This is a genomic window from Pseudomonas sp. EYE_354, assembly GCF_023148575.1.
Classification (GTDB): domain Bacteria; phylum Pseudomonadota; class Gammaproteobacteria; order Pseudomonadales; family Pseudomonadaceae; genus Aquipseudomonas.
In genome coordinates this window covers 1-26,076 of sequence record NZ_JAHXNQ010000008.1, presented here as the reverse complement: position 1 = coordinate 26,076, position 26,076 = coordinate 1, and the positions used below count along the sequence as shown (strand labels likewise).

Here is a 26,076-nt window from a genome sequence, read left to right as displayed (position 1 = left end):
GTTATTTTTTGTCGCGGCGCTTCTTGTCGGCCTTCTTGTGGTGAGTCATCAAACGACGCTTCTTGTTCACCTGACGGTCAGTCAGTGTGTTCTTGTTGCCTTCGTATGGGTTCTCGCCACCCTTGAACTCGATACGGATCGGCGTACCGACCAGTTTCAAGACACGGCGGTAGGTGTTTTCCAGGTAACGCACGTAGGACTTGGGCACCTTCTCGATCTGGTTACCGTGGATCACGATGATCGGCGGGTTGGCCCCACCCAAGTGGGCGTAACGCAGTTTGATCCGGCGGTTGTTGACCATCGGCGGCGCGTGCTCGCCCACGGCGTCTTCGAGGATCTGGGTGAGACGGTTGGTCGGCCAGCGGGTGACTGCGGACTTGAACGAGTTTTGTACGGATGCGTAGAGATTGCCCACGCCGGTGCCGTGCAGTGCCGAGATAAAGTGGATATCGGCAAACTCGACGAAGAACAAGCGGCGTTGCAGCTCGATTTTCACGAAATCGCGCTCGCTCGGCGTCATGCCGTCCCACTTGTTGATCGCGATGACCAGCGCGCGACCCGCCTCCAGGGCGAAGCCAAGCAGGTTCAGGTCGTGGTCCACCACGCCTTCGCGGGCGTCCATCACGAAGATCACCACGTTGGCGTCTTTGATGGCTTGCAGGGTTTTGACCACCGAGAATTTTTCAACTTCCTCGTGGATTTTGCCGCGCTTGCGCACACCGGCGGTGTCGATCAGCGTGTACTTCTCGTCGTTACGCTCGAACGGGATGTAGATACTGTCGCGGGTGGTGCCGGGCTGGTCGTAGACAATAACCCGGTCTTCACCGAGCATGCGGTTGACCAAGGTGGACTTGCCGACGTTCGGACGGCCGATGATGGCGATCTTGATGCCATCTTTTTCGCTTGGGCCAGGAATGCGCTTGGCTTCCTCGCCTTCGGCCACAATCTCCTCGTCGCCCTCTTCTTCCTCGACGTCATCCTTCGGGAAGTCGCGCAGGGCGATTTCCAGCATTTGGGTGATGCCGCGACCGTGGGCACCTGCGATAGGAATCGCGTCGCCCAGGCCCATCGGGCTGAATTCGGCACGGGCCTGCTCAGGATCAATGTTGTCGATCTTGTTGGCGACCAAATAGGAACGCTTGTTGCGTTTGCGCAGGTGCTCGCCAATCATCTGGTCGGCTGCGGTGTAGCCCGCGCGGGCATCCACCAGGAACAACACGACATCGGCCTCTTCAATGGCAAGCAGCGACTGCTCGGCCATTTTTTCGTCCATGCCATGCTCGTCACCGGAGATACCACCGGTGTCGACAATAATGTAGGAGCGCCCTTGCCACTTTGCCTCACCGTATTGGCGATCACGGGTCAGACCGGACAAGTCGCCGACAATAGCGTCGCGAGTCCTGGTCAGGCGGTTGAACAAGGTGGACTTGCCGACGTTAGGTCGGCCCACCAGGGCGATTACGGGAACCATGCGGCTCTCCACTTCGTTATTTCAGAAAATACAAAAGCCGCTGCATGGCAGCGGCTGGTGCTCGGGGCAGCATCGTCAGATGCCGCATGCCCCGCCGAAGCGGGGCCGCCTGGGTGTTACCCCAAGCATGGTTCTTACTTGATGGTCAGGGCTTCCAGCTTGCCGCTGTTGCCATACACATAAAGCATGTTACCCACCACCAGCGGACGCGCACGCAGGCCGTCGCTGTCGATACGCTCACGGCCTACAAAGCGACCGTCCACCTGGCTCAGCAGGTGCAGGTAGCCTTCGAAGTCACCGACCGCTACGTAGCTGGAGAACACTTCCGGTGCCGACAGCTGACGGCGAGCCAGGGAGTCGTTGCTCCACAACGCAGTGGTGGAGCGCTCGTCGACACTTTCAACGGTGCCGGACGCCAGGCTTACGTAGACGCTGCCAAACCCTTGGGCGACACCGGCGTAGCTGGAAGCATCACGCTGCCAGTTGACGCGGCCGCTCTGCAGGTCCAACGCCGCAACGCGGCCCTGATAGGTGGCGACGTAGAGGGTTTCGCCCGACAGCAGCAAGCCGCCGTCAATGTCCACGACGCGATCCAGTTCGGAACGACCTTGTGGGATGGCCACGCGGGTTTCCCAGGCCGGTACGCCGTTCTGGGTGTCCAGGGCGACCACTTTACCGGTCGACAGACCTGCAACGGCCAGATTGTTGGTCACAACCGGACCACTGGTACCGCGCAGGGTCAACACCGCCGGGGTGCTGTCGTACAACCAGCGCTGTTCGCCAGTGCTGGCGTCCAGACCGATCACACGGTCGTCCTGGGTTTGCACCACGACAATATCGCCGTTGGTGGCAGGCGGTGCGAGCACTTCACTGGTCACGCGAGCGCGCCATTTCTCTTCACCGCTGCTGGAATCCAGCGCCACGACTTCGCCTTTGAGGGTGCCGACCATGACCAGGCCATAACCCACGCCTACGGCGCCGGACACGGGCAACTCAAGGTCTTTTTTCCACTTCACGTCGCCGTTCATGCGATCCATGGAGATCACCACGCCGGTCACGTCAGCGGCCACAATGTTGTCACCGTCGATTGCCGGTACCAACATGTTGTAGGTTTCGCCCTGGCCATCACCAATGGAGCGGCTCCACTGCTTTTGCAGGACCACTTCTTCCTTGAAGCTGGTCAGCTCGGCCGGAGGCAGTTCTTTTTTACTGTTGCTGCTGCAACCCGCGGCCAGAACGGCCAGAGCCAGCAATGCTGCATGTTTCCAACGGATCACGTCACGCATCCCCTTTGGCCAAGTCGTCCAGCTTGATTTGTAAGCCACCGACCGCCGCTTCATCAGACAGCGCCGCCTTGGCTTTTTTATACGCAGCATTGGCTTCGTCGGTACGACCCAATTGGACCAGAAGGTCGCCCTTGAGCTCTTCGCGAGTGGCTACAAATGCCTTGTCAGCATCGCCGTCGAGCAGTTTGAGTGCTTCGTCAGCTTTGTTCTGTGCCGCCAATACCTGCGCCAGGCGCTGACGTGCGATTTCACCCAGGGTTGGGTTGGTCGGTTTGTCGGCGATTGCCTTCAGTTCTGCAGCGGCGTCATCCAGCTTGCCGGTATCGACCGCGACTTTCGCGACAAACAGGCTGCCGTATTGGGCGTAGGTGCTACCGCCGAATTCACTTTTGAGCTTGCCGGCCAGGTCAGCTACCTGTGCAGGATCAGGTTTGCCAGTTGGCGTCAGCGTCGTTTCCAGCAGTTGCTGATAGAGAATCGAGGCGCCTTGGGACTGGTTGGCCTGATACTTCGTCCAGGCTTGCCAGCCGAACACCACTACTAAAGCCAGCAGGCCGCCAGTAACCAGGGGCTTGCCGTTACGCTGCCACCAGTCCTTGAACTCGGCCAACTGCTCATCATCAGTACTCGACACCCCAATACTCCTTAATCGCTAAATTCGGCTGTTCGACAGCTTCAACCCTGCACAATACAGGTGGCCAAGTGCGCAGCAAGCGCATCAAAGGCAATGTTCTGTTGCTCGCCCTGGCCACGCAGGGGTTTGAAACCTATCACTTGCTGGGCCAGTTCGTCATCGCCGAGGATCAGTGCGTACAGCGCACCGCTCTTGTCAGCCTTCTTGAACTGGCTCTTGAAGCTGCCGGCGCCGGCGTTTATCTGCAGGCGCAGGTTTGGCAGTTGGTCACGCACCTGTTCACTCAAGGCCAGGGCAGCCAGTTCGGCAGCCTCGCCAAAGGCGCAAAGGTAGACGTCCACCTGGCGGGAGATTTCTTCCGGGACCTGCCCCAGGGTTTCGAGCAGCAGAATCAACCGCTCGATACCCATCGCAAAACCCACGCCCGAGGTCGGCTTGCCGCCCATCTGTTCGACCAGCCCGTCGTAGCGGCCACCCGCGCACACGGTGCCCTGGGCGCCGAGCTTGTCGGTAACCCACTCGAACACGGTCTTGCTGTAGTAATCGAGGCCGCGCACCAGCTTGGGGTTGATCACGTAGGGAATACCGGCAGCATCCAGGCGAGCCTTGAGGCCCTCGAAGTGCGTACGGGACTCGTCGTCCAGGTAATCCGCCATTTTCGGCGCATCGACCAGCACGGCCTGGGTGTCGGCGTTCTTGGTGTCCAATACGCGCAACGGGTTGGTTTTCAGACGGCGCTGGCTGTCTTCGTCCAACTTGTCCAGGTGAGCACTGAGAAACTCCACCAGGGCTTCGCGATAACGGCCACGGGACTCGCTGGTCCCCAGGCTGTTGAGTTCAAGCTTGACGGCATCGCGAATGCCCAGCATGCCCCACAGGCGCCAGGTCAGCACGATCAGCTCGGCGTCGATGTCCGGACCGTCGAGGTTGAACACCTCCAGGCCGATCTGGTGGAACTGACGATAACGGCCTTTCTGGGGGCGCTCGTGGCGGAACATGGGGCCGATGTACCACAGCTTCTGCGGCTGGCCGCCACCGGTGAGGCCGTGCTCGAGCACCGCGCGCACGCACGCGGCGGTACCTTCCGGACGCAGGGTCAGGGAGTCACCGTTGCGGTCTTCAAAGGTGTACATCTCTTTTTCGACGATGTCGGTCACTTCACCGATGGAGCGCTTGAACAGCTCGGTGAACTCGACGATCGGCATGCGGATCTGCTTGTAACCGTAGTTATCCAGCAGGCGCGCGACAGTGTTCTCGAAGTAACGCCACAGTGGCGTCTGCTCCGGCAGGATGTCGTTCATGCCACGAATGGCTTGCAGAGACTTGCTCACATCAAATCCTTAAGTTCGTTCTTAGCCGCGCGCGATCAGCGCTGCGTCAGCCGCGACCTTTTCGGCCGCTTTCTCGCGGATCAGCTTTTCCAGCTCATCCACCAGATTGTCATTCGTCAACTTCTGCGACGGTTTGCCGTCGATATAAATCAGGTTTGGGGTACCGCCGGTCAGGCCCACATGGGCTTCCTTGGCTTCACCCGGCCCGTTGACCACACAGCCGATCACCGCGACATCCAGCGGCACCAGCAGGTCTTCGAGACGCAACTCCAGATCGTTCATGGTTTTCACCACGTCGAAGTTCTGCCGCGAGCAACTCGGGCAGGCAATGAAGTTGATGCCACGGGAACGCAAACGCAGGGATTTGAGAATGTCGTAGCCGACTTTCACTTCCTCTACCGGGTCTGCCGCCAACGAGATGCGGATAGTATCGCCAATCCCTTCGGCGAGCAGCATACCGAGACCCACTGCAGATTTCACTGTGCCTGAGCGCAAACCGCCCGCTTCAGTGATACCCAGGTGCAATGGCTGCACGATTTCCTTGGCCAGCAGGCGGTAGGCTTCAACCGCCATGAACACGTCGGAAGCCTTCACACTGACCTTGAAGTCCTGGAAATTCAGGCGTTCAAGGTGCTCGACGTGGCGCAGGGCCGACTCAACCAGCGCCGCCGGGGTAGGCTCGCCGTATTTCTTTTGCAGGTCTTTTTCCAGGGAACCGGCGTTGACACCGATGCGGATTGGAATGCCGCGATCACGGGCAGCGTCCACCACCGCACGCACACGGTCTTCGCGACCGATGTTGCCTGGGTTGATCCGCAGGCAATCCACGCCCAGTTCGGCGACGCGCAACGCGATCTTGTAGTCAAAATGGATGTCGGCAACCAACGGCACCTTGACCAATTGCTTGATACGACCAAAGGCTTCAGCAGCGTCCATATCGGGCACGGAAACCCGCACGATATCGACGCCTGCGGCTTCCAGACGGTTGATCTGGGCCACGGTGGCAGCCACATCATTGGTGTCGCTGTTGGTCATGCTCTGCACCGCGATGGGCGCATCACCGCCCACCGGCACCGAGCCGACCCAGATCTTGCGCGATACGCGACGTTTGATTGGAGATTCGCCGTGCATGACTATTGTCCCAACTTGAGGCGAGCGGTCTCGCCACTGGTGAACGGCGCCACGTCCACAGGCTGGCCGTTGTAGGCCACTTGCGCGCCACGGGCATAGCCCAGACGCAGCGTCAAAGGAGGCTTGCCGCCCTGGTCGAGCGTATCTCCCTTACGCTTGAGACCGCTAAACAGCACTTTGCCATTGCCATCGGTGACTTGCGTCCAGCAGTCAGCGACGAACGTGATCTGGACACGGCCATCACCGGCGATCAACGCAGGGGTGGTGGGCGGCGACATGACAGGTGTTGCCGGAGCAGCGGGGACAGGAGCCGCTGGGGTCTGCGCCTGCGTCGCTGGCGTATGGGGCGGGGCAGCAACCGGTGCAGCGGGAGTTTCGGGTGTCGCTGGAGCCGGTGCGGCGGCCGTCGTAGTCGGGGCCGTTTGCAGCGCAGGCTGCTCACTGGCCAGCGGTGCTTCAGGCGCGGCCTGGCCGTCAGCCACGGCCTGGTCTTCCGGCTCATCCAGCGGGTGAATCTGGGTGGTGCCGTCGGCGCTTTCGACTTCGACGTGCTCCATGGCGTTGCTGGTCAGATCCTTAGTACGCAGGGAGGCCTGGTCTTGCCACCAGAGAAACCCGCCGCCAATCACGGCGATCAGCAACAGCAGGCTGACAATTCGCAGAATCGTGTGGGAAACCCGCACCGGTTCTTCGATGCGACCCAGGCCATGGACATTGCTGCCTTGAGAGTCGGTACCGGTGAACTGGTCGAATTCCTGAACCAGAGAGGCCTGGTCGATCCCCAGCAACTTGGCATAGGCGCGGATATAACCGCGGGCGAACGTATGCCCTGGCAGCTTATCGAACGCGCCGGCTTCCAGGTTGGCCAGGGATGTGGTGGTCAAATTGAGCTTGAGGGCCACTTCCGCCAGCGACCAACCATTGCTTTCGCGGGCCTGACGCAAGGTGTCGCCTGGGTTTACGCGATTCGCTGCTACAACTTCCGGGTGCGCCGCTTTCATCATTGCTCCGACAGGTATTGCTGATATTCCGGCGTACCGGGATAGAGTCGTTCGAGTTGCTGGCCAAACCGTGCGGCCGTGTCGCGGTCGTCATGAACCGTCGCCAGGCGCACGCCGAGCAATAGACTACGTGCATTTTGCCCACTGAGCAGGCTAAAACGCTCGTAATAGTCACGTGCCGGCACATAATGCCTGTCTTCGTAAGACAACTCAGCCATTTCGAGCAAGGCGCGTGGCTGACGACTGTTCAGGTGCAGGGCTTTTATCAGTTGCTGGCGGGCGTCGTCACGCTGACCGAGGCGCATAGAGGTCACCCCGAGGTTCTCGAACACCCGCGAGCGCTCCGGGTAGAGGGTATCGGCGGACGCTTGCGCAAAATAACGCGCAGCCTGGTCATAACGTTTCTGTTCGAACAGGAAGCTGCCGTAATTGTTCAGCAGCCGCGGATCCGCGGGCCGAGAGGCCAGGGCCTTACTGAAATACTGTTCCGCCAATTCCGGCTCGGCCTGGGCCTGGAACACCAGCGCCAGTGCGGCATTGGCGTCGGCATCACTGCCGTCAAGCTCAAGGGCCTTTTTCAACGGCACCTTGGCCTGCTCGCTCATGCCCTGCCGAAGGTAGCCCAACCCCAGCTGTACATAGGCAACTCGCGCTTCGTCACGACCTTTGCCGGTTTGCAAAGGGCTGTCATGGCCCGATGAAACACAACCGGCCGTGAAGCCGGTAACAAGCAGCAGCAGCGCCAGGCGCAAGGGCATAGAGATCCTCTCTCAGATTCGATTCACAGCAATTTGCGGTAGATCGTCGGCGGCGTTCAGTTCACGCACGGCGATATAACGCTCGCTGCGGCGGGTGCGGTCCATCACCTGCCCTACCAATTGGCCACAGGCGGCGTCGATGTCTTCACCACGGGTGGTGCGCACGGTGACGTTGTAGCCGGCCTGGTGCAGTTGATCCTGGAAACGACGGATGGCGTTGTTGCTCGGCCGCTCGTAACCAGAATGAGGAAACGGGTTAAACGGGATCAGGTTGATCTTGCACGGGGTGTTCTTGAGCAACTCGATCATCTCGACGGCGTGTTCGACCTTGTCGTTGATGTCCTTGAGCATGGTGTACTCAATGGTCAGCACGCGCTTCTCGCCCAAGGTCGCCATATAACGCTGGCAGGATTCGAGCAGCATCTTAAGCGGATACTTCTTGTTGATCGGCACCAATTGGTTACGCAATGCGTCATTGGGTGCGTGCAGCGACAACGCCAGGGAGACGTCGATGTGCTTGGCCAGCTCATCGATCATCGGGACCACACCGGAGGTCGACAGGGTCACACGGCGCTTGGAGATGCCGTAGCCGAGGTCGTCCATCATCAAATGCATGGCCGCAATCACGTTGTCGAAGTTCAGCAGCGGCTCACCCATGCCCATCATCACCACGTTGGTGATGGCACGGTCGACGGTAGCCGGGACGCTGCCAAAGGATTTGTTGGCAATCCACACCTGCCCGATGACTTCGGCGGCGGTGAGGTTGCTGTTGAAGCCTTGCTTGCCGGTGGAGCAGAAACTGCAGTCCAGGGCACAGCCTGCCTGGGACGAAACGCACAAAGTACCGCGCTTGCCCTGGGGAATGTACACGGTCTCGACGCAGCTGCCGGACGCCACGCGTACCACCCACTTGCGGGTGCCGTCGCTGGAGATGTCCTCGCTGACCACTTCGGGACCACGGACCTCAGCAATAGCCTTGAGCTTGTCGCGCAGGGCCTTGCTGACGTTCGTCATGGCGTCGAAATCATCGACGCCAAAGTGGTGAATCCATTTCATTACCTGACCGGCACGGAAACGCTTCTCCCCGATTGAGTCGAAGAATTTCTCCATTTCCGGCTGGGTCAGCCCCAGCAGGTTGGTTTTAACAGTCGATGTAGTCATGGATTCACCCTCACTCTTTAAGCCGATGCTTAGCGAGCGGTTACTTCAGTAGCGGCGAAGAAGTACGAGATTTCGCGAGCAGCAGCGGCTTCGGAGTCCGAACCGTGGACAGCGTTGGCGTCGATGGATTCAGCGAAATCAGCACGGATGGTGCCGGCAGCTGCTTCTTTAGGGTTGGTGGCGCCCATCAGTTCGCGGTTCAGAGCGATGGCGTTTTCGCCTTCCAGAACCTGAACAACAACAGGACCGGAGATCATGAATGCAACCAGGTCACCGAAGAAACCACGAGCGCTGTGTTCAGCGTAGAAGCCTTCAACTTCAGCTTTGGACAGTTGCTTGAGCTTCGAAGCTACAACCTTCAGGCCGGCTTTTTCGAAACGAGTGGTGATCTCACCGATGACGTTTTTTGCAACAGCGTCAGGCTTGATGATGGAGAAAGTACGTTGAACAGCCATGGTGTAACTCCAGAAACGGTAATTTACGAAAAATTAAACCCGCGAATTATACGCGGGTTATTGGGTATTGCCTAACTGCGTAAGGTGGGGGCCGTCAGTCCTGTTCTTCTTTCCAGGCAGTCTGGATAGCTTCAAGGACCTTTTCGCCGCCACGATCCCGCTCATCCTCAAACCCTGGCAAAGCCATGACCATGTCACGCAAAGCAACAAAATTCAGGGAATAGGGATCAAGATCCGGGTTGCCATCGGCCAACAGGATAGCGATCTCTTGCACATCAACCCATTTAAGACTCATGACACTTCCTTGAATCAATGCGGCGCTTCGGCTGCATGGTTGAGCGAATATTTCGGAATTTCGACAGTGATGTCTTCAGTCCCCACCTTTGCCTGACAGCTTAGACGCGATTGCGCCTCAAGGCCCCAGGCACGATCGAGAAAGTCCTCTTCCAGTTCATCGGCTTCCTCAAGCGAGTTGAAACCCTCGCGAATGATGCAATGACACGTGGTACAGGCACACACACCACCGCAAGCACTCTCGATTTCGATGTGATTGTCGTGGGCAACTTCGAGGATGGACTTGCCGGTCTCAGCCTCCACAACCATACCGTCCGGGCAATGCTCGGCGTGTGGCAGAAAAATGACCTGCGGCATTAATTATTCCTCGATTTCATTCAGGTTGCGTCCCGCCAGGGCGGCTTTGACCGTCTGGTCCATGCGGCGGGCAGCAAAGGCATCGGTAACTTGCGACAGGCGCTTGGTCTGTTGCTCGATGGCATAACCATCGTTGCCTTTCATCAGTTCGGCCAGTTCCTGCATCTGCAGGTCGATGACCATGCGCTCTTCAGCATCCAGCAGGCGTTCGCCATCAGCGTCAAGGGCGCCCTGCACCGCTTCGAGCAGGCGCTGGGCATCCACTTGCTGTTCGCGCAGTACGCGGGCGACCTTGTCGTCACCGGCATATTGGAACGAGTCCTTGAGCATCTTGGCGATTTCGCCGTCAGTGAGGCCGTAGGACGGCTTGACCTGGATACTGGCTTCAACGCCCGAACCCAGCTCACGGGCGGCCACGCTGAGCAGGCCATCCGCGTCGACCTGAAAGGTCACGCGGATTTTCGCCGCGCCCGCGACCATCGCCGGGATGCCGCGCAATTCAAAACGCGCCAGGGAGCGGCAGTCGCTGATCAGCTCACGCTCGCCTTGCAGCACATGAATCATCATGGCCGTTTGGCCATCTTTGTACGTGGTGAAATCCTGGGCGCGGGCAACGGGGATGGTCGTGTTACGCGGAATCACCTTCTCCATCAGGCCGCCCATGGTTTCCAGCCCCAGGGACAACGGGATCACATCAAGCAGCAACAGCTCACCGCCATCGCGCTTGTTGCCGGCCAGGGTATCGGCCTGGATCGCGGCACCGATGGCAACGACTTGATCCGGGTCGATTTCTGTCAGCGGCTGGCGACCGAAGGCTTCGGCAACCGCGTCACGGACACGCGGCACACGGGTTGAGCCACCGACCATGACCACAGCGCCGACATCTTCCAACTCGATACCGGAATCACGCACGGCACGGCGGCACGCTTTCAGGCTGCGGGCAACCATTGGCTCGATCAACGCATCAAAGGCTTCGCGAGTCAGTTGAGCCGACCAGCTACCGTAGGAAACTTCAACAGAAGCGGCATCCGTCAGCGCCTCCTTGGCCGCGCAGGCGGTTTGCAGCAGGTTGCGCTGCGCGCCCGGATCCAGGTCAGCCGACAAGCCGGCACTGCTGATGATCCAGCCCGCGATTGCATGATCGAAGTCATCGCCGCCCAGGGCGCTGTCGCCACCGGTGGCCAGCACCTCAAACACACCACCGGTCAGACGCAGGATCGAAATATCGAAGGTGCCGCCGCCCAGGTCGTAGATGGCGACCAAGCCTTCGGCATGTTGATCCAGGCCATAGGCCACGGCAGCAGCCGTCGGCTCGTTGAGCAGGCGCAGCACATTCAGGCCGGCGAGTTTCGCCGCATCCTTGGTGGCCTGGCGCTGAGCATCATCGAAATAAGCCGGAACCGTGATCACTGCACCGACCAACTCACCACCCAATGTGGTTTCTGCGCGCTGGCGCAGCACCTTGAGGATATCGGCAGACACTTCCACCGGGCTTTTCGGGCCCTGGACGGTGTCGATGAAGGGCATGTGGGATTCGCCGCCGACAAAGCGGTAAGGCAGTTGATCACCCAATTGCTTGACGTCGGACAGACCGCGTCCCATCAAGCGCTTGACGGACAGCACAGTATTCAGTGGGTCAGTCGACGCGGCCAGTTTGGCCGACTCGCCCACTTCGGTGCGATCGAGGTGATAGCGCACGGCTGACGGCAGGATAACCTGGCCGTCGGCGTCGGGCAGTGGCTCGGACAGGCCGCTGCGCAAGGCAGCAACCAGGGAATTGGTGGTGCCCAGGTCAATCCCGACCGCCAGGCGACGCTGGTGCGGTTGAGGGCTTTGGCCGGGTTCGGCGATTTGCAGTAGAGCCATGGTAATCAGGTCTTATCTGTCTATCAGGCGTGCATCACGGGCAGCACTGGGTTAATCGTCGAGGCGCTCTTCTAGCTGGCGCACTTCGTAGGTGAGCTTGTCGAGGAATTGCATGCGCCGCATCAGGCGTTCGGCCTGTTCGCGTTGCGCCGCATCATCCCAACAGGCTGCGAAGCTTTCGTTGAGCTCATCCTGGGCCGCCTTCAGACGGCGCTTGAAGACCACGACGCCAGCCACATCGGCTTCGTCCTGCAAGTCTTCGAGCTCTTCGCGCCACTGCATTTGCTGCATCAGGAAGTCCGGATCATGCACGGTGACTTCCATCGGCAACTCACCACCCTTCATCGCCAGTAAATAACGCGCGCGTTTCGGGGGGCTTTTGAGCGTCTGATAGGCTTCGTTGAGGCTGGCCGATTGCTCCAGCGCCAAGCGTTGCTCACGCTCGGAAGCGTCGGCAAAGCGGTCCGGATGCACGCCACGCGCCAACTCACGGTAGCGCGTAGCAAGCTGCTCAAGGTCCAGCCGAAAGCTCGGCTGCAGCTCGAATAAAGCGAAATGACAAGGAGTACCCACGAGTCGCCTCAGATGTTGAAGCTTTCGCCGCAGCCACATTCACCGCGAACGTTGGGGTTGTTGAACTTGAAGCCTTCGTTCAACCCTTCCTTGACGAAATCGAGTTCGGTGCCGTCCAGGTAGGTCAGGCTTTTAGGGTCGATGATCACTTTCTCGCCGTGACTTTCGAACACCTGGTCTTCCGCAACTACCTCGTCGACGAACTCCAGCACATACGCTAGGCCGGAACAGCCTGTGGTGCGAACACCCAGACGAATCCCCTCACCTTTACCGCGCCCATCCAGGGAGCGTCGCACGTGCCGCGCAGCCGCTTCTGTCATGCTGATAGCCATCGTTGACTCCTTACTCGTCGCCAAATGCTTAGATCAAGCCTTTCTTCTGCTTGTAGTCGCGTACGGCCGCCTTGATGGCGTCCTCAGCGAGTACCGAGCAGTGGATTTTCACAGGCGGCAAAGCCAGCTCTTCGGCCAACTGGGTGTTGCTGATGGTGACAGCCTCATCCAGGGTCTTGCCTTTCATCCACTCGGTAGCGAGGGAGCTGGAGGCAATGGCGGAACCGCAGCCGTAAGTCTTGAACTTGGCATCTTCGATAACGCCAGCGTCGTTGACCTTGATCTGCAGGCGCATCACGTCGCCGCACGCCGGAGCGCCGACCATGCCAGTGCCGACATCAGGATCTTCCGCGTCCATCTTGCCGACGTTGCGCGGGTTTTCGTAGTGGTCGATGACCTTTTCGCTGTAAGCCATGGTACTGAATCCTCACTCATCAGGGCCGCTCTGGAACCCTGTAAAAACGCCTGCGTTTTCCGCCACGTTCCTACAGAGCTTGGGTGGCGGCTTCTATAGTTAGTGTGCCGCCCACTCGATCTTGGAGATGTCGACGCCATCCTTGTACATGTCCCACAGCGGCGACAACGTACGCAGTTTGTTGACGGCTTCACAGACTTTCTGCGCGGCGTAGTCGACTTGCTCTTCGGTGGTGAAACGGCCAAACGTAAAGCGGATCGAGCTATGTGCCAGTTCGTCGTTGCGGCCCAGGGCGCGCAGTACGTACGAAGGCTCAAGGGACGCCGAGGTGCAGGCAGAACCGGACGAAACCGCCAGGTCCTTGAGGGCCATGATCAGCGACTCGCCTTCGACGTAGTTGAAGCTCAAATTCAGGTTATGCGGTACGCGGGCTGTCATGCTGCCGTTGACGTACAGCTCTTCGAGGTCTTCGACCTGCTTGTAGAAGCGGTCGCTCAAGGCCTTGATGCGCACGTTTTCGGCAGCCATGTCTTCCTTGGCCACGCGGAACGCTTCGCCCATGCCAACGATCTGGTGGGTCGCCAGGGTGCCCGAACGCATGCCGCGCTCGTGACCGCCGCCGTGCATGGCGGCTTCGATGCGCACGCGAGGCTTGCGGCTCACGTACAGCGCGCCGATACCTTTAGGACCGTAGGTCTTGTGGGCCGAAAACGACATCAGATCGACTTTCAGCTTGGACAGGTCGATGTCGACCTTGCCGGTGGACTGAGCAGCGTCGACGTGCAGCAGGATGCCCTTGGAACGGGTCAGCTCACCGATGGCCGCGATGTCGTTGATGGTGCCGATTTCGTTGTTCACGTGGATCACCGACACCAGAATGGTGTCATCACGCAGTGCGGCTTCGATCATCGCCGAGGTGACGATACCGTCGGTGGTCGGTTCGAGGTAAGTGACCTCGAAGCCTTCACGTTCCAGTTGGCGCATGGTGTCGAGAACAGCCTTGTGCTCAATCTTGGTGGTGATCAGGTGCTTGCCCTTGGTCGCATAGAAATGCGCCGCGCCCTTGATCGCCAGGTTGTCGGACTCGGTAGCACCGGAGGTCCAGACGATTTCACGCGGATCTGCGCCCACCAGGTCTGCGACCTGGCGACGAGCGTTCTCGACCGCTTCCTCGGCTTTCCAGCCGAATACGTGAGAACGGGAGGCCGGGTTGCCGAAGTTTCCGTCAACCAGCAGGCATTCGCTCATCTTTTGCGCGACACGCGGATCAACCGGGGTGGTCGCTGAGTAATCAAGGTAAATCGGCAATTTCATGGACTTTCTCCTAAATCAGGCTGGCTGGCGTGCCGTTAGCTCTTCGGCTGTCACTCGACGGCGGACGCTTCAATCTTGTCCAGACGCGGCGCCTTTGTATTGCAACGGCGCTGGTCCTGACGCTGGGCTACTTCTTGCACCTCACGGCGAGTCACAAGATCAGCCAAGCTGATACCACTCAAAAACTCATGGATCTGCAGGCTCAAGTCACACCATAAGTGGTGCGTCAGGCAGGTATCGCCGGCGTGGCAGTCACCCAGCCCCTGGCATTTGGTCGCGTCGACGGACTCGTTGACCGCATCGATCACCTGGGCGACCTGGATACCCTGCATATCGCGGGACAGTTGATAGCCACCACCCGGACCCCGCACGCTGGACACCAGATTGCTGCGGCGCAACTTGGCGAACAGCTGTTCAAGGTAGGACAGGGAAATGCCTTGGCGCTCGGAGATATCGGCCAGGGACACCGGCCCAGTTTGCGCGTGCAAAGCCAGGTCGAGCATGGCAGTCACCGCGTATCGGCCTTTTGTAGTCAGTCTCATGGACAAGTACCAAGGTGTTTCAGAATGGGAGCAAGTATGCGATTCCCGAGTATTTAAGTCAACTATAAGACCTAGTACTTTAGTCAGGATTACCCGTAAAAAGGGCGCGCGAATCATAGCAGGATGGGGTGGGGACGAATAGCGGGAACAAGACCGAACAGGAATTCAGAGAGCAATAGCATGGCAGAGACATGCACCCGATAACGGTGAGTCAGTCGACATAGATGGCGCCTGACATACTGCGATCGACCACAAGCCCCTTCCCACAAGGGGCTTGTGATGACAGGAGACTTCAGCCGACCTTGGAGGCCGCTTCATCTTTGATCTGCGCGAAGTCCTCTTCACGCAGCTCAGGCAGATCCTTCGCACAGTAGCTGCTGCCCAGTTCCTTCAAAGCGCCGCACATGCCATCCAGCTTGCCGTCCACCGCTTGCAGGTGATCGAGCAGTTGACCGATGGCACGGGCCACTGGGTCAGGCATATCCTCACTGACACCATAGGCGTCAAAGCCAATCTTCTCAGCCATGGCCTTGCGCTTGGCCTCCTGCTCATCGCCGACTTCCGGCTTGACGATGATTCGCCCAGGAATACCTACGACGGTGGCACCCGGTGGCACAGCCTTGGTGACAACCGCATTGGAGCCCACCTTGGCACCCGCACCGACCGTGAACGGCCCCAGAACCTTGGCACCCGCGCCCACCACTACGCCGTTTTCCAGCGTCGGGTGGCGCTTGCCTTTATTCCAACTGGTGCCGCCCAGGGTTACGCCCTGGTACAGAGTGACATCATCGCCGATCTCAGCGGTCTCACCAATAACGATACCCATGCCATGGTCGATAAAGAACCGACGCCCCACCTTCGCACCCGGATGAATCTCAATACCGGTCAACCAGCGTCCGAAGTTGGACACCAGCCGCGCCAGCCATTTCCAACCCATACCCCACAAGGCGCCGGACAGACGATGGATCCAAATGGCGTGCATGCCCGGATAGCAAGTCAGCACTTCAAAGGCGTTGCGCGCCGCAGGGTCACGGTGAAAAACACTCTGGATATCTTCTCGCAGACGCTCGAACATTTTTAATCCTTCCGCTTAAGCAGCTCGCCACGGGCCGCTTTCTGGGTTTCCGTGAGGATGCCACGCAATATATTCATTTCCGCCCGACTGACCGAGCTGCGCCCATATAAGCGACGCAGGCGCGCCATCAAGTGCCGTGGCTTTTCTGGGTCAAGGAATTCAATGGCCACCAGGGTTTGCTCAAGGTGCTCATAAAATCGTTCCAGCTCGTCCATGGTTGCCAACTCGCCACTCTTGGTTGAGGCAACCTCTTCCTTTTCCATTTTGCTAGGCTGACCGGCGGCGGCCAGCCAAGCCATGCGCACTTCGTACGTCAACACCTGCACCGCTGCGCCGAGATTCAGCGAGCTGAACTCAGGGTCTGAGGGTATATGCACGTGATAGTGACATCGCTGCAGCTCTTCATTGGTCAGGCCGGAATCCTCGCGGCCAAACACCAAAGCGATTTCAGCGCCACCGACAGCCTCCTCCACCACCTTGGTGCCGCACTCACGCGGATCCAGCAACGGCCAAGGAATCCGACGGTCGCGGGCGCTGGTGCCGAGCACCAGATTGCAGCCGACCAGCGCATCCTCCAAGGTGGCGACGACCTGAGCTTTTTCAAGCAGATCGTTGGCGCCGGATGCACGGGCATCAGCCTCGTGGTGCGGAAAAACGCGCGGTTCGACCAGCACCAGGCGCGTCAGCCCCATGTTTTTCATGGCTCGCGCCACCCCGCCGATATTGCCGGGATGACTGGTATTGACCAAGACGACACGAATGTTTTGCAGCAAGGGAGGCGCTCTCGGACACGGGAAAGGGGAGCAAATCTTACAGAACAGCCTAAGGTTATGCCACGAAAGCTCACGTCGTCCTTCACCTGAAGAAAGTTTCTGCTAGAATGCCCGGCTTTCTTTAACAACCTTAGGTGACACATCCATGCAGCCCATGCTGAATATCGCGCTGCGCGCCGCCCGCAGCGCCAGTGAATTGATCTTCCGCTCCATCGAGCGCCTGGATACCATCAAGGTCGACGAAAAAGACGCCAAGGATTACGTATCCGAGGTGGATCGCGCCGCCGAACAGAAAATCATCGACGCGCTGCGCAAGGCCTACCCTACCCACGGCATCCTCGGTGAAGAAACCGGCTTGCACAAAGGCAGCGGCGAAGGCGAAGACTACCTGTGGATCATTGACCCACTGGATGGCACCACCAACTTCCTGCGCGGCATCCCACACTTTGCGGTAAGCATCGCCTGCAAATACCGTGGCCGCCTGGAACACGCCGTCGTACTCGACCCGGTTCGCCAGGAAGAATTCACCGCCAGCCGTGGCCGTGGCGCCCAGTTGAACGGTCGCCGCCTGCGCGTCAGCGGTCGCACCAGCCTGGACGGCGCCCTGCTGGGTACCGGCTTCCCATTCCGCGACGACCAGATGGACAACCTGGAAAACTACCTGGGCATGTTCCGCGCCCTGGTTGGCCAGACCGCCGGCATTCGCCGCGCCGGCGCTGCCAGCCTGGACCTGGCCTATGTGGCCGCAGGTCGTTTTGATGCGTTCTGGGAGTCAGGCTTGTCCGAGTGGGACATGGCTGCAGGCGCGCTGCTGATCCAAGAGGCCGGCGGCCTGGTGAGCGATTTCACCGGCGGTCATGACTTCCTGGAAAAAGGCCACGTCGTCGCCGGCAACACCAAATGCTTCAAGGCCGTACTGACAGCGATCCAGCCGCACCTGCCTGCATCGCTGAAGCGCTAAGCGAGCGAGCACAAAAAAGCACCCCTCGGGGTGCTTTTTTTATACCTTTAAAAAGCTTATTGCTGATTCTGACCCAGCACCAGACGCCCTTCCTTATCGACCGGAATCTGACCGCCTGGGTCACGGTCCATACGCACCGAACCCTCTTTGCCATCCAGGGTGTAACGCACGTCATAGCCGACCACTTTGTCGCTGATGTCATTGACGGTGTTACAGCGGGTTTGCGTCGTGGTGTAGGTATCGCGGTTCTGCATGCCTTCCTGAACCTTGTTACCCGCGTAACCCCCACCGACTGCACCGGCTACGGTGGCCAATTTCTTACCGTTACCGCCACCGATCTGGTTACCCAGCAAGCCACCAGCCAAGGCACCGACGACGGTACCGGCGATTTGATGCTGGTCCTGCACCGGACGCTGCCGGGTTACTGCAACGTCCTTGCAGACTTCGCGAGGGGTCTTGATCTGGGTTTTCACCGGCTGCACTGCCAGCACTTGCGCATACTCAGGGCCGCTTTTTACCAGGCTGTAGGTGGCAACAGCACCCCCGGCAGTCACACCGACAGCACCCAATACCGCACCAACCAGTAACGACTTGTTCACGTTGAACCTCCTGACCATCACAAACGGACCGAAAGATCCGCGCTATACCCAGCCTTGGAGCAAAAAAAAAGGCACGAGTTCAATACTCATGCCTTCTTTGTAACAGCAGATCAACGAGCCCCCATCAAGGACGGTCGTCGACCTCCTTGTCAGTGGCAGCCGGAGGGATCAAGTCTTCGGTACTGAGGTTCAGCCAGATCAACACCACGTTGGCGATGTAGATCGACGAGTAGGTACCCGCCAGAACGCCGATAAACAGCGCCAGGGAGAAGCCCCACAGGTTATCGCCACCGAAGATCATCAACGCAGCGATCGCCAGCAAGGTGGAAATCGACGTCGCCATGGTCCGCAGCAGCGTCTGGGTGGTGGAGATGTTGATGTTCTCGATCAACGTGGCCTTGCGCAGTACACGGAAGTTCTCACGAACCCTGTCGAATACCACGATAGTATCGTTGAGCGAGTAACCAATGATCGCCAGCACCGCCGCCAGCACCGTCAGGTCGAAGGTGATCTGGAAGTAGGCCAGGATCCCGACAGTCACGATCACGTCGTGGATCAGCGACACAATGGCGCCAACACCGAACTTCCATTGAAAGCGGAATGCCAGGTAGATCATGATGCCGACCAGCGCCATCAGCATGCCCAGACCGCCCTGATCGCGCAGCTCTTCACCCACCTGCGGACCGACGAACTCGACGCGCTTGACCGATGCCGGGTTTTCGCCGCCGACCTTCTGCAGCGCCTCAGCCACCTGGTGACCCAATTGCGGGTCTTCACCCGGCATCCGCACCAGCAGGTCGGTGGTCGCACCAAAGCTCTGTACCACGGCTTCGTGATAACCGGCCTTGACCAGCTCGTTGCGCACCAGGGTGACGTCGGCCGGCTTCTCGTAGGTCAGCTCGATGAGCGTACCGCCGGTGAAGTCGAGACCGTAGTTCAGGCCCTTATGGAACCAGCTGAACAAGGCCAGAACGGTAAGGAGCACTGTGGCGCCGAACGCAATGTTGCGAACGCCCATGAAGTTGATTGTACGTAACATGGCAGCCCCTTAAATCCACAACTTCTTGAAGTCACGCCCGCCAAAGATCAGGTTGACCATTGCGCGGGTCACCATGATGGCCGTGAACATCGAGGTAAAGATACCCAGGGACATGGTCACCGCAAAACCTTTGACTGGGCCGGTGCCCATGGCAAAGAGAATCCCGCCGACCAGCAAGGTGGTCAGGTTGGAGTCGAGGATCGCGGTAAATGCCCGGCCGAAGCCTTCGTTGATTGCACGCTGCACGGTCATGCCCGCCGCGATCTCTTCACGAATGCGCGAGAAGATCAGCACGTTGGCGTCCACCGCCATACCCATGGTGAGTACGATACCGGCGATACCCGGCAAGGTCAGCGTTGCACCCAGCAGCGACATCAGGGCCAGCAGCATCACCATGTTGCCCGCCAGGGCCACGGTGGCGATGATGCCAAAGAAGCGGTAGATGGCGATGATGAACAGGGACACGAACAGCATGCCCCACAGCGCAGCATTCACACCCTTGGTGATGTTGTCCGCACCCAGGCTTGGGCCGATGGTACGCTCTTCAGCGAAGTACATCGGCGCCGCAAGGCCACCCGCACGCAGCAGCAGAGCCAGCTCCGAGGACTCACCCTGACCGTTCAGACCAGTGATGCGGAATTGCGCCCCCAGCGGTGACTGGATAGTCGCCAGGCTGATGATCTTCTTCTCTTCCTTGAAAGTCTGGACAGGCACGTCTTTTTCGACGCCGTTGACGATCTGCTTGGTGTAGGTGGTCACCGGGCGTTGCTCAATGAAGATCACCGCCATGCTGCGACCGACATTGCTGCGCGTGGCGCGGCTCATCAGCTCGCCGCCGTGGCCATCCAGGCGGATGTTAACTTCAGGGGTACCGTGCTCGCCGAAACCGGCTTTGGCGTCGGTCACCTGATCACCAGTGATGATCAAGCCACGCTCGATCAGTGCAGGTGGGCGATTGCCCTCACGGAATTCGAATTCCTCGGAGGTCGCGCGCGAAGCACCTGGCTCCGCCGCGAGACGGAACTCCAGGTTGGCGGTTTTACCCAGGATACGCTTGGCTTCCGCCGTATCCTGCACACCCGGCAGCTCAACCACGATGCGGTTGGCGCCCTGGCGCTGAACGATCGGCTCGGCCACACCCAGCTCATTGACGCGGTTACGTACCGTGGTCAAGTTCTGCTTGATGGAGTACTCGCGGATTTCCGCCAGCTTGGCCGGGGTCATCGCCAGACGCAGCACAGGCTGACCGTTAAGGTCGGCCGGTACGATGTCAAAATCGTTGAAGTTCTTGCGAATCAGCGCACGCGCCTGTTCGCGGGAAGCTTCGTCAGAGAAACCCAGCTGGATAGCACCGTTGAGCTGCGGCAGGCTGCGATAACGCAACCTCTCTTTGCGCAGCAGGCTCTTCACGTCGCCTTCGTAAACTTTCAGGCGTGCGTCGAGGGCTTTGTCCATGTCGACTTCCAGCAGGAAGTGCACACCACCGGACAGGTCCAGACCCAGCTTCATCGGATGCGCGCCAATGCTGCGCAACCACTGTGGCGTGGTCTGCGCCAGGTTGAGCGCGACAACGTAGTCGTCACCCATGGCCTTGCGCACAACGTCTTTGGCCGGCAACTGGTCTTCTTGCTTGGTCAGACGCAGCAAGCCGCCTTTCGAACCAGCCGCCAAGGTTGCCGCTTTAACCTGGATGCCCGCATCAGTGAGCGCTTTGCTCGCGCGCTCCAGGTCAGCCTGATTGACTTGCAGCGACGTGCTGGCGCCAGAGATCTGGATCGCCGGGTCATCAGGATAGAGATTGGGAGCGGAATAAATAAAACCGATCGCCAGCACCGCCAGGATCAGTACGTATTTCCACAGAGGGTATTTGTTCAGCATCACGCCGCCCGCTTATAACGCGGGGCGCCTTGCGCGCCCCGTCGATTGGTAAAGGTTGGAACTTAGATCGCTTTGAGCGTGCCTTTTGGCAGCGTGGCGGCGATGGCGCCCTTCTGGAACTTCATTTCCACGGTGTCGGAAACTTCCAGAACCACGAAAGCATCGGAAACCTTGGTGATCTTGCCGGCGATGCCGCCAGTGGTCACGACTTCGTCACCTTTCTGCAGGCTGCCCAGCAGGTTTTTCTGCTCTTTGGCACGCTTGGCCTGTGGACGCCAGATCATCAGGTAGAAGATAACCAGGAAGCCGACCAGGAAAATCCACTCGAAACCACCACCCATAGGGCCAGCAGCGGCAGGCGCGGCAGCATCAGCCATGGCGTTAGAGATAAAAAAGCTCATTTAGCACTCCAGTTGCAAATAGTGAATCTTAGGGTCGGAAAACTCAGTCCAAGGGCGGCACAGGGAGCCCGCGCTTGGCATAGAAGGCATCGACGAAGGCGGCCAATGTACCCTGTTGAATAGCCTCGCGCAAACCAGCCATCAGGACTTGGTAATGGCGCAAATTGTGGATGGTATTCAACATGCTACCCAGCATTTCCCCGCACTTGTCCAGATGGTGCAGATAAGCACGGGAGAAGTTCTGGCAGGTGTAGCAATCACAGGTTGGATCCAGCGGCGAATCATCATGGCGATGGAACGCATTACGGATCTTCAGCACGCCTGTATCGATGAACAGATGCCCATTGCGGGCATTACGGGTTGGCATCACGCAATCGAACATGTCCACACCGCGGCGCACACCCTCTACGAGATCTTCCGGTTTGCCAACGCCCATAAGGTAACGAGGTTTGTCAGCAGGCATCAGGCCCGGCAGGTAATCCAGCACCTTGATCATCTCGTGCTTGGGCTCGCCCACCGACAGCCCGCCGATGGCCAGACCATCGAAGCCAATCTTGTCGAGGCCTTCCAAAGAACGCTTACGCAGGCTTTCATGCATGCCGCCCTGGACGATACCGAACAGGGCTGCGGTGCTATCGCCATGAGCATTCTTCGAGCGCTGAGCCCAGCGCAGCGACAGCTCCATGGAAATCCGCGCGACGTCTTCATCGGCCGGGTACGGCGTGCACTCGTCAAAAATCATCACGATGTCGGAGCCCAGGTCACGTTGGACCTGCATGGACTCTTCAGGCCCCATGAACACTTTGGAACCATCCACCGGCGAGGCGAAGGTCACCCCCTCCTCCTTGATCTTGCGCATGGCACCCAGGCTGAATACCTGGAAGCCGCCGGAGTCGGTAAGGATCGGGCCTTGCCACTTCATGAAATCATGCAGGTCGCCATGCTTCTTGATCACTTCGGTGCCCGGGCGAAGCCACAGGTGGAAAGTGTTGCCGAGGATGATCTCGGCGCCGGTGGCGACGATGTCGCGCGGCAGCATGCCCTTTACGGTGCCATAGGTACCGACAGGCATGAACGCCGGCGTCTCCACGGTGCCACGCGGAAAGGTCAGGCGACCACGGCGGGCCTTGCCGTCGGTGGCCAACAGTTCAAACGACATACGACTCATAAGGTTTCCTCTGGGCCGCGTGGCGCCGGATTGCGGGTGATAAACATCGCATCACCGTAGCTGAAAAAACGGTACCCATTGTCAATGGCAGCCTGGTAAGCGGCCATGGTTTCGGGGTAACCGGCAAATGCCGACACCAGCATTAAGAGCGTGGATTCCGGCAAATGGAAGTTGGTCACCAGGCAATCGACCACGTGGAACGGCCGGCCCGGGAAAATAAAGATATCGGTGTCGCCACTGAAGGGTTTGAGCACGCCGTCACGCGCGGCGCTCTCGAGGGAGCGCACGCTGGTGGTGCCTACGGCCACGACCCGGCCGCCACGCGCCTTGCACGCAGCTACCGCATCCACGACGTCCTGGCTGACTTCCAGCCACTCGCTGTGCATATGGTGGTCTTCGATGTTATCCACACGTACCGGCTGAAACGTGCCGGCCCCCACGTGCAGGGTCACATAAGCGGTCTCGACGCCCTTGGCGGCGATGGCATCCAGTAGCGGTCGATCGAAATGCAGCCCGGCCGTTGGCGCGGCAACAGCGCCAAGGCGCTGGGAGTACACCGTCTGATAACGTTCGCGATCCGAGTCTTCGTCAGGACGGTCGATATAAGGAGGCAGCGGCATATGGCCGACGCGCTCCAAGAGCGGCAATACCTCCTCGGCGAACTTGAGTTCGAACAGCGCGTCATGGCGCGCAACCATTTGCGCTTCGCCACCGCCATCGATCAGCAGGCTCGACCCCGGCTTCGGCGATTTGCTGGAGCGCACGTGCGCCAGCACGCGATGACTGTCGAGTACACGCTCCACCAGAATTTCCAGCTTGCCGCCGGACGCTTTCTGGCCAAACAGCCGTGCAGGGATCACCCGTGTGTTGTTGAATACCATCAAATCGCCGGGGCGCAAATGCTCAAGCAAATCAGTGAATTGACGGTGTGCAAGGGCACCGCTGACCCCGTCCAGGGTCAGCAGTCGACTGGCGCGACGCTCGGCCAACGGGTGGCGAGCAATCAGCGAATCAGGGAGCTCAAAAGTAAAGTCAGCAACGCGCATGATGGGGTTCGTCTAGCAGGGCCGGGAAGTCTAGCGGAAATAGTGAAAATAGACCATGAAACGTGATTGACCAACGGTAATCTCATCTCTATACTTCGCCGCCATTGAGCCCTGATGGCGGAATTGGTAGACGCGGCGGATTCAAAATCCGTTTTCGAAAGGAGTGGGAGTTCGAGTCTCCCTCGGGGCACCATCTTAAAGAAAGACCTTGAATATCAAGGTCTTTTTTTTCGTCTGTAGAAAAGCTGGAAACGTCGCCAGAAGCTGCCGTGGCCCTCAGAGAGAGAGATAATGAGAAGCCGCCACCAAGGAGCTGGGCAGCCCCTAAAACTGAGTGAACGACCTCACAGGCCGCAGACGTCCTTCGACTGCGCCACCTTCTCACTGGCAAACCACTCTGCCAGGCCGAACACACATCTAGACTCAGATACAGGTCTTATAGGCTTGGCGGACGGGCACTGCGCCTCTGGTATAAGCGTCCGAGCTACACTCCCTTGCAACTCAAACCTTAATCCGTTTAAACCACTGGTTCACACGCTCGCAATCAAACGCGACTGGATCAAAGACATCGCCATGCCATTCAACCATGGCGTCATGCTCTGAATGATCGGGGTTACCCATCGCCTCCAGAAACTCCTCGTAACCAGGCCCGCCGCCCACATCTTCCGGTGGGCAAGCATTGGCGCCGTCGATGCAGTACGGCACTTGAAGACAGGCAATAGCGGGTAGCGTTTTTTCGACCTTGATACAGTGATGCCAACTGTCATCAAAGTCGTAGAGATAATTGAATGTCCGCTTTCCGTTCAGCGCCTTAATCAGCGTTTTACGGGCTTCCGGGTTCACCGTCGGCCCCCAGCCATCAGGGTCGGGCATGCCGTAATTCTCACCAGCAATTTCAAACTCATGCAGACGGCTATCACTCCAGCCCATCACGACCTGGATGACAGGGTGCAATTTGCCCAAGGTGATGTTTTCAGGTACCGCGAACCGACGCCAAATCTTCGGAGTGATCCACTTCAGCTCGATGTGTAGCAATAACAGGTCGGGGGCGGGTTTGGGCAAACTGACGGTTTTAACCATGGGTCAGGCGGCCTCGCAGTGTTCAGAGTGGTTCAACGATATGTTACAGGACAGCAACTCGCTCACCGATTGACCGGGTGCTCGGCAATGCGCTCAAGCACGTAGGTCAAATAGGCCTGTGGGTTTAACCCGTTTAACTTGGCAGTACCTACCAGGCTGTAAATCGCAGCGGCTCGTTCTCCGCCGGCATCGGAACCGACAAACAGGTAATTCTTGCGGCCCAATGCGACGGAGCGTAGCGCCCGCTCGGCGGCGTTGTTGTCGATTTCGACCCGGCCGTCATCGCCGTCGCGCGTTAAGGCCTGCCACCGATTGAGGGTATAAAAGGTTGCCCCGCCCAATGCCGACTTTTTCGACAGCTGAGTCAGCGTCTGGTTAAGCCATGCGTGCAGGTGCTCCAGCAGCGGACTGGCTCGATTTTGGCGAACCGTTTTTCGCAGGTTGGGCGGCTGCACTCGAATCTCGCTTTCGATGGCATACAGGGCCGCAATCCGTTGCAGCGCCTCGGCGGCGAGGGGTGAAGCCTGGTCTTTGCAGACCTCGTAAAACTTGCGGCGAGCGTGAGCCCAGCACGCGGCGTCCTCAACAGTGCCTGTGGCATACAACTGAGCAAAAGCAGCCTGCAAGATCCCGCTAAAGCCCTTGAGATGAGCGCGCGGATGTTGCCCCTTGCCATATGCCCACGGGCGAGCCGTTTTGGTCTTGCCGTTGCCCGGCGCGAGCACGCCAATCGGCGTGTCGTCGGCATGGACTTTGTGATCGCTCATGACGTGGTGCTCAAGGACGTTCTGAGCAACTGACTGCTCTGGCCCATCCAGTCGGCCAGGGGGAAGCGTCTGCGGATCGGGGGCGCGTGATACGCAGCTTGCGACCTCAACTGCGAACTCGGAATGACACTTTGCCTGTGGCTGGACGACGGGAGTACGCGTTAGTTATCGCTGAAGCTTGTGCGTACTGGGTTGCGCTGTGCACTTTCCGAGCGCCCAAAACAAAACCCCTGTCTGCGTGAGCAAACAGGGGTTCTGGAATTTAATCTTGACGATGACCTACTCTCACATGGGGAAACCCCACACTACCATCGGCGATGCATCGTTTCACTGCTGAGTTCGGGATGGGATCAGGTGGTTCCAATGCT

Annotated in this window: 27 protein-coding genes, 1 tRNA gene, 1 rRNA gene and 1 pseudogene; 2 read left to right on the top strand and 28 right to left on the bottom strand. The window is 59.0% G+C overall.

Features of this window, described 5'->3' with window-relative positions:
• Position 1: 1 nt before the first annotated feature.
• The 19 genes from der to trmJ all read right to left on the bottom strand — a co-directional run bounded on the left by der (position 2) and on the right by trmJ (position 16,769).
• Positions 2 to 1,471, bottom strand: coding sequence for a ribosome biogenesis GTPase Der (gene der / locus KZX66_RS12700; protein ID WP_248079807.1), 1,470 nt, complete (start codon positions 1,469 to 1,471; stop codon positions 2 to 4).
• A gap of 134 nt (positions 1,472 to 1,605) precedes the next feature.
• On the bottom strand, positions 1,606 to 2,757 hold the full coding sequence (bamB, locus tag KZX66_RS12695; protein WP_248079806.1) for an outer membrane protein assembly factor BamB: 1,152 nt from the start codon (positions 2,755 to 2,757) through the stop codon (positions 1,606 to 1,608).
• A complete protein-coding gene (locus KZX66_RS12690) occupies positions 2,750 to 3,391 on the bottom strand; it encodes a YfgM family protein (protein WP_248079804.1) in 642 nt (213 codons plus the stop codon). The genes bamB and KZX66_RS12690 overlap by 8 nt, the downstream gene beginning before the upstream one ends.
• 41 nt (positions 3,392 to 3,432) lie before the next feature.
• Positions 3,433 to 4,722 carry a histidine--tRNA ligase gene (gene hisS, locus KZX66_RS12685; RefSeq protein ID WP_248079802.1) on the bottom strand — a complete coding sequence of 430 codons (1,290 nt, stop codon included), beginning with the start codon at positions 4,720 to 4,722 and terminating at the stop codon, positions 3,433 to 3,435.
• Between the two features lie 21 nt (positions 4,723 to 4,743).
• A complete protein-coding gene (gene ispG / locus KZX66_RS12680) occupies positions 4,744 to 5,853 on the bottom strand; it encodes a flavodoxin-dependent (E)-4-hydroxy-3-methylbut-2-enyl-diphosphate synthase (RefSeq protein ID WP_003175952.1) in 1,110 nt (369 codons plus the stop codon).
• 2 nt (positions 5,854 to 5,855) lie between these two features.
• Positions 5,856 to 6,854 carry a RodZ family helix-turn-helix domain-containing protein gene (locus tag KZX66_RS12675; RefSeq protein ID WP_248079800.1) on the bottom strand — a complete coding sequence of 333 codons (999 nt, stop codon included), beginning with the start codon at positions 6,852 to 6,854 and terminating at the stop codon, positions 5,856 to 5,858.
• Positions 6,854 to 7,612, bottom strand: a complete 759-nt coding sequence (pilW, locus tag KZX66_RS12670; RefSeq protein ID WP_248079798.1) for a type IV pilus biogenesis/stability protein PilW — start codon at positions 7,610 to 7,612, stop codon at positions 6,854 to 6,856. Before pilW ends, KZX66_RS12675 begins: the two co-directional genes overlap by 1 nt.
• Before the next feature lie 12 nt (positions 7,613 to 7,624).
• Positions 7,625 to 8,773, bottom strand: a complete 1,149-nt coding sequence (gene rlmN, locus KZX66_RS12665; protein WP_003238464.1) for a 23S rRNA (adenine(2503)-C(2))-methyltransferase RlmN — start codon at positions 8,771 to 8,773, stop codon at positions 7,625 to 7,627.
• 29 nt (positions 8,774 to 8,802) lie between these two features.
• Positions 8,803 to 9,228 carry a nucleoside-diphosphate kinase gene (ndk, locus tag KZX66_RS12660; RefSeq protein ID WP_248079795.1) on the bottom strand — a complete coding sequence of 142 codons (426 nt, stop codon included), beginning with the start codon at positions 9,226 to 9,228 and terminating at the stop codon, positions 8,803 to 8,805.
• A 94-nt stretch (positions 9,229 to 9,322) separates the two neighbouring features.
• Positions 9,323 to 9,523 (bottom strand): Fe-S cluster assembly protein IscX, encoded by a 201-nt coding sequence (iscX, locus tag KZX66_RS12655; protein WP_003194015.1) that lies wholly within the window; start codon positions 9,521 to 9,523, stop codon positions 9,323 to 9,325.
• 14 nt (positions 9,524 to 9,537) lie between these two features.
• Complete coding sequence (gene fdx / locus KZX66_RS12650; RefSeq protein WP_032890689.1) at positions 9,538 to 9,879, bottom strand: ISC system 2Fe-2S type ferredoxin; 342 nt, start codon at positions 9,877 to 9,879, stop codon at positions 9,538 to 9,540.
• Positions 9,880 to 9,882: 3 nt separating this feature from the next.
• Positions 9,883 to 11,745 (bottom strand): Fe-S protein assembly chaperone HscA, encoded by a 1,863-nt coding sequence (gene hscA, locus KZX66_RS12645; protein ID WP_248079793.1) that lies wholly within the window; start codon positions 11,743 to 11,745, stop codon positions 9,883 to 9,885.
• Between the two features lie 51 nt (positions 11,746 to 11,796).
• The gene (gene hscB / locus KZX66_RS12640) at positions 11,797 to 12,318 is read right to left on the bottom strand and encodes a co-chaperone HscB (protein WP_032895386.1); all 522 of its coding nucleotides are present in this window, start codon (positions 12,316 to 12,318) and stop codon (positions 11,797 to 11,799) included.
• Between the two features lie 8 nt (positions 12,319 to 12,326).
• A complete protein-coding gene (gene iscA, locus KZX66_RS12635) occupies positions 12,327 to 12,650 on the bottom strand; it encodes an iron-sulfur cluster assembly protein IscA (protein ID WP_010565230.1) in 324 nt (107 codons plus the stop codon).
• Positions 12,651 to 12,678: 28 nt separating this feature from the next.
• The gene (gene iscU / locus KZX66_RS12630) at positions 12,679 to 13,065 is read right to left on the bottom strand and encodes a Fe-S cluster assembly scaffold IscU (RefSeq protein WP_028617851.1); all 387 of its coding nucleotides are present in this window, start codon (positions 13,063 to 13,065) and stop codon (positions 12,679 to 12,681) included.
• A gap of 99 nt (positions 13,066 to 13,164) precedes the next feature.
• On the bottom strand, positions 13,165 to 14,379 hold the full coding sequence (locus KZX66_RS12625) for an IscS subfamily cysteine desulfurase (RefSeq protein ID WP_248079791.1): 1,215 nt from the start codon (positions 14,377 to 14,379) through the stop codon (positions 13,165 to 13,167).
• A gap of 50 nt (positions 14,380 to 14,429) precedes the next feature.
• Complete coding sequence (iscR, locus tag KZX66_RS12620) at positions 14,430 to 14,921, bottom strand: Fe-S cluster assembly transcriptional regulator IscR (protein ID WP_003194020.1); 492 nt, start codon at positions 14,919 to 14,921, stop codon at positions 14,430 to 14,432.
• A 292-nt stretch (positions 14,922 to 15,213) separates the two neighbouring features.
• Positions 15,214 to 15,996 (bottom strand): serine O-acetyltransferase, encoded by a 783-nt coding sequence (gene cysE, locus KZX66_RS12615; protein WP_248079789.1) that lies wholly within the window; start codon positions 15,994 to 15,996, stop codon positions 15,214 to 15,216.
• Positions 15,997 to 15,998: 2 nt separating this feature from the next.
• Entirely contained in the window at positions 15,999 to 16,769 is a 771-nt protein-coding gene (gene trmJ, locus KZX66_RS12610) for a tRNA (cytosine(32)/uridine(32)-2'-O)-methyltransferase TrmJ (protein ID WP_248079787.1), read from the bottom strand.
• Between the two features lie 145 nt (positions 16,770 to 16,914).
• Between trmJ and suhB the strand changes: the two genes are divergently transcribed.
• Positions 16,915 to 17,730, top strand: coding sequence for an inositol-phosphate phosphatase (gene suhB / locus KZX66_RS12605; protein WP_003175971.1), 816 nt, complete (start codon positions 16,915 to 16,917; stop codon positions 17,728 to 17,730).
• A gap of 56 nt (positions 17,731 to 17,786) precedes the next feature.
• Here suhB and KZX66_RS12600 read toward each other — a convergent pair whose 3' ends face one another.
• From KZX66_RS12600 to queA, 6 genes are all read right to left on the bottom strand, one after another.
• On the bottom strand, positions 17,787 to 18,329 hold the full coding sequence (locus KZX66_RS12600; protein ID WP_032890678.1) for a glycine zipper 2TM domain-containing protein: 543 nt from the start codon (positions 18,327 to 18,329) through the stop codon (positions 17,787 to 17,789).
• A 124-nt stretch (positions 18,330 to 18,453) separates the two neighbouring features.
• Positions 18,454 to 19,368, bottom strand: a complete 915-nt coding sequence (secF, locus tag KZX66_RS12595; RefSeq protein WP_248079785.1) for a protein translocase subunit SecF — start codon at positions 19,366 to 19,368, stop codon at positions 18,454 to 18,456.
• A 9-nt stretch (positions 19,369 to 19,377) separates the two neighbouring features.
• On the bottom strand, positions 19,378 to 21,246 hold the full coding sequence (secD, locus tag KZX66_RS12590) for a protein translocase subunit SecD (protein ID WP_248079783.1): 1,869 nt from the start codon (positions 21,244 to 21,246) through the stop codon (positions 19,378 to 19,380).
• 62 nt (positions 21,247 to 21,308) lie between these two features.
• Positions 21,309 to 21,647, bottom strand: coding sequence for a preprotein translocase subunit YajC (gene yajC, locus KZX66_RS12585; RefSeq protein WP_003175975.1), 339 nt, complete (start codon positions 21,645 to 21,647; stop codon positions 21,309 to 21,311).
• A gap of 43 nt (positions 21,648 to 21,690) precedes the next feature.
• On the bottom strand, positions 21,691 to 22,806 hold the full coding sequence (gene tgt / locus KZX66_RS12580; RefSeq protein ID WP_164393827.1) for a tRNA guanosine(34) transglycosylase Tgt: 1,116 nt from the start codon (positions 22,804 to 22,806) through the stop codon (positions 21,691 to 21,693).
• A gap of 5 nt (positions 22,807 to 22,811) precedes the next feature.
• On the bottom strand, positions 22,812 to 23,861 hold the full coding sequence (gene queA / locus KZX66_RS12575; protein ID WP_248079781.1) for a tRNA preQ1(34) S-adenosylmethionine ribosyltransferase-isomerase QueA: 1,050 nt from the start codon (positions 23,859 to 23,861) through the stop codon (positions 22,812 to 22,814).
• Between the two features lie 108 nt (positions 23,862 to 23,969).
• Between queA and KZX66_RS12570 the strand changes: the two genes are divergently transcribed.
• Positions 23,970 to 24,054: transfer RNA gene (locus tag KZX66_RS12570), tRNA-Leu, on the top strand.
• 308 nt (positions 24,055 to 24,362) lie between these two features.
• Here the strand turns inward: KZX66_RS12570 and KZX66_RS12565 are convergent.
• The 3 genes and pseudogenes from KZX66_RS12565 to rrf form a co-directional block, all read right to left on the bottom strand.
• A complete protein-coding gene (locus KZX66_RS12565; protein WP_248079779.1) occupies positions 24,363 to 24,941 on the bottom strand; it encodes a plasmid pRiA4b ORF-3 family protein in 579 nt (192 codons plus the stop codon).
• Positions 24,942 to 24,944: 3 nt separating this feature from the next.
• Positions 24,945 to 25,767, bottom strand: a pseudogene (locus tag KZX66_RS12560) (IS66 family transposase); the annotation flags it as partial.
• Between the two features lie 207 nt (positions 25,768 to 25,974).
• Positions 25,975 to 26,076: ribosomal RNA gene (gene rrf / locus KZX66_RS12555) — 5S ribosomal RNA — on the bottom strand; the annotation flags it as partial.

Excerpts from the sequence above, each read along its gene's own strand:
- der (WP_248079807.1), bottom strand. The coding sequence starts at position 1,471 with ATGGTTCCCGTAATCGCCCTGGTGGGCCGACCTAACGTCGGCAAGTCC.
- bamB (WP_248079806.1), bottom strand. The coding sequence starts at position 2,757 with ATGCGTGACGTGATCCGTTGGAAACATGCAGCATTGCTGGCTCTGGCC.
- ispG (WP_003175952.1), bottom strand. The coding sequence starts at position 5,853 with ATGCACGGCGAATCTCCAATCAAACGTCGCGTATCGCGCAAGATCTGG.
- KZX66_RS12675 (WP_248079800.1), bottom strand. The coding sequence starts at position 6,854 with ATGAAAGCGGCGCACCCGGAAGTTGTAGCAGCGAATCGCGTAAACCCA.
- pilW (WP_248079798.1), bottom strand. The coding sequence starts at position 7,612 with ATGCCCTTGCGCCTGGCGCTGCTGCTGCTTGTTACCGGCTTCACGGCC.
- rlmN (WP_003238464.1), bottom strand. The coding sequence starts at position 8,773 with ATGACTACATCGACTGTTAAAACCAACCTGCTGGGGCTGACCCAGCCG.
- ndk (WP_248079795.1), bottom strand. The coding sequence starts at position 9,228 with ATGGCTGTTCAACGTACTTTCTCCATCATCAAGCCTGACGCTGTTGCA.
- iscX (WP_003194015.1), bottom strand. The coding sequence starts at position 9,523 with ATGAGTCTTAAATGGGTTGATGTGCAAGAGATCGCTATCCTGTTGGCC.
- fdx (WP_032890689.1), bottom strand. The coding sequence starts at position 9,879 with ATGCCGCAGGTCATTTTTCTGCCACACGCCGAGCATTGCCCGGACGGT.
- hscA (WP_248079793.1), bottom strand. The coding sequence starts at position 11,745 with ATGGCTCTACTGCAAATCGCCGAACCCGGCCAAAGCCCTCAACCGCAC.
- iscA (WP_010565230.1), bottom strand. The coding sequence starts at position 12,650 with ATGGCTATCAGCATGACAGAAGCGGCTGCGCGGCACGTGCGACGCTCC.
- iscU (WP_028617851.1), bottom strand. The coding sequence starts at position 13,065 with ATGGCTTACAGCGAAAAGGTCATCGACCACTACGAAAACCCGCGCAAC.
- KZX66_RS12625 (WP_248079791.1), bottom strand. The coding sequence starts at position 14,379 with ATGAAATTGCCGATTTACCTTGATTACTCAGCGACCACCCCGGTTGAT.
- iscR (WP_003194020.1), bottom strand. The coding sequence starts at position 14,921 with ATGAGACTGACTACAAAAGGCCGATACGCGGTGACTGCCATGCTCGAC.
- cysE (WP_248079789.1), bottom strand. The coding sequence starts at position 15,996 with ATGTTCGAGCGTCTGCGAGAAGATATCCAGAGTGTTTTTCACCGTGAC.
- suhB (WP_003175971.1), top strand. The coding sequence starts at position 16,915 with ATGCAGCCCATGCTGAATATCGCGCTGCGCGCCGCCCGCAGCGCCAGT.
- secF (WP_248079785.1), bottom strand. The coding sequence starts at position 19,368 with ATGTTACGTACAATCAACTTCATGGGCGTTCGCAACATTGCGTTCGGC.
- secD (WP_248079783.1), bottom strand. The coding sequence starts at position 21,246 with ATGCTGAACAAATACCCTCTGTGGAAATACGTACTGATCCTGGCGGTG.
- yajC (WP_003175975.1), bottom strand. The coding sequence starts at position 21,647 with ATGAGCTTTTTTATCTCTAACGCCATGGCTGATGCTGCCGCGCCTGCC.
- tgt (WP_164393827.1), bottom strand. The coding sequence starts at position 22,806 with ATGTCGTTTGAACTGTTGGCCACCGACGGCAAGGCCCGCCGTGGTCGC.
- queA (WP_248079781.1), bottom strand. The coding sequence starts at position 23,861 with ATGCGCGTTGCTGACTTTACTTTTGAGCTCCCTGATTCGCTGATTGCT.
- KZX66_RS12565 (WP_248079779.1), bottom strand. The coding sequence starts at position 24,941 with ATGGTTAAAACCGTCAGTTTGCCCAAACCCGCCCCCGACCTGTTATTG.